This window comes from Haloferax profundi (assembly GCF_001469865.1).
Lineage (GTDB): Archaea > Halobacteriota > Halobacteria > Halobacteriales > Haloferacaceae > Haloferax > Haloferax profundi.
Genome location: NZ_LOPV01000655.1, coordinates 1 through 2,004 on the forward strand (window position 1 = coordinate 1; position 2,004 = coordinate 2,004).

The window sequence follows — 2,004 nt, forward strand, 5'->3', positions numbered from 1 at the left end:
ATGTCTTTGCGCGCGAAGTCGATTGTAAAGCCAGCTTCAAAGTCGCGCTCTAACACACGTGGCATCCGACTCTCAAACGCAACCGATGTCGCACTCGCGTTCCCGAGAATCTCCCAGAGTCGCTCACCATCGATACCATAGCGTGAACCCAGTGCAACAGTCTCCATCGCGAGGAGAAGGTTGCCCATGGACATGGTATTGTTCAGAAGCTTCATCGCGTGACCAGCACCCGACGAGCCTGCATAATGGTACTCGGAACAGAGCGCGTCCAACACGTCCTGTGCCGTCCCCGATTCGAATACTGACTTTTTACCACCGACGAGCCCCGTCAGCGTTCCCTCGCGTGAATTTTCTGGACCGCCTGTCACCGGTGCGTCAAGAATCTCTGAAGGCGTTCCGTCGACAGCTTCAGCGAGCACCTCCGTCGTAGGCGGTGCGATGGTGCTCACTTCGATGAACGTTGTTTCGATGGACTCGTGGACAAGTCCATCGTCTCCGGTGTACGTCGCCTCGACGATATCGGACGTTGGAAGACTGGTGATTGTCACGTCGCTTTGACGCGCAACGTCACGGGTACTGTCGGCTACGATTCCCCCATGGTTGCTAAATTCCTCGCGAGCTTCGGGCTGAATGTCGTATCCGTAGACTTCGAAGTCCGAATCGAGTAGGCATTTTGCCATATTTCCGCCCATCTTTCCAAGTCCTACGACTCCAGCAGTTGTGTCGGACATGGATAGACGTCCCGCCAGTCACTAATATATCTAACGAACACTCATGAGCGACATTCACACACACGAAACGATAGATGAGAGAACCCGCAAATGGCTAGTTCGGGTAGTTAATCGAAGTTGTGGTAGACGGATTTGAGCTGTGTGTACTTGAGAGCCCCGTGTTTACCGTCTTCACCACCGATCCCCGACTCTTTCCAGCCAATGTGGTGACCCTGTTGTGCACCACCACTTCCATTGATGAATGTCTCGCCGAACTCGAGATCTTCGGCGATTTGCATGGCGTCTCGATAGCTCTCGGTGAAGACGTACGACGAGAGTCCATACGTCGAATCGTTGGAGTACTCAACTGCTTGGTCGACAGATTCAACCTCGACGATAGGTGCGACGGGACCGAATACCTCCTTGTGGATGATGTCCATGTCCTGATCGACGTTCGTGAGAACTGTTGGTTGGACCCAGTACCCATCTTCTGACGGTGGTTCGGTGACTGTCGCGCCGCCAGTTGCGACTTCTGCACCTTGTTTTACAGCACGATGAATCGCATCCTGAGTCTTTTGCTGTTCGCTCGCACTAACTTGAGGCCCCATGTCCGGATCTTCTACAGGATCGCCAATTTCTACCTCCGACATTGCTCGGACGAATGCAGATTCAAACTCTTTGCGAACGTCCGAGTGAACGTAAACCCGTTCGACACACGTACAGACCTGACCGGCGTTAATGGTTCGGGAGCCAACGATGTGCTCGACGGCACTTTCGATGTCGGCGTCAGCGCAGACGATAGCTGGTGCCTTCCCCCCGAGTTCGAGAGACACATGGGTGAGGTCGTCCGCGGCGTTTCGCATTATCGCTTTACCTGTGTCGACGTTTCCAGTCATCGTGACGTAGTCAACTTCTGGGTCCTTGACGAGCCCTGCACCAACCGAACCACCCCCGGTCACGACGTTCAAGACGCCAGCTGGTAAGTCGATTTCTTCGTCAATGAGACTCATCAGTTCGAGAGTCGTCAATGGAGTAAGTTCGCTCGGTTTTATCACAGTCGTATTTCCTGCAACGAGCGCAGGAGCGAACTTCCTCACGAACACTGATATCGGGAAATTCCATGGGATAATGCCAGCAACTACGCCGTAAGGCTTGCGGACCAGATTGATCGATTGACGTGGTTGGCTTCCGGGGACGACGTCACCTTCGATCCGCCGGTCCCACTCCGACATATACCGAGCAATGTCGGCTGAAGCAGAGATTTCGTACTCAGCGATAGACTGCGTCTTACCCT

Annotated in this window: 2 protein-coding genes; both read right to left on the reverse strand. The window is 53.9% G+C overall.

Translation table 11 applies throughout. The features are described from left to right. Nucleotides 1–731: NAD(P)-dependent oxidoreductase (locus AUR66_RS18485; RefSeq protein ID WP_157533234.1), on the reverse strand; the 731-nt coding region annotated here is incomplete at its 3' end. Nucleotides 732–838: 107 nt separating this feature from the next. Then, the coding region (locus tag AUR66_RS18490) for an aldehyde dehydrogenase family protein (RefSeq protein ID WP_157533235.1) at nt 839–2,004 on the reverse strand (1,166 nt) is incomplete at its 5' end.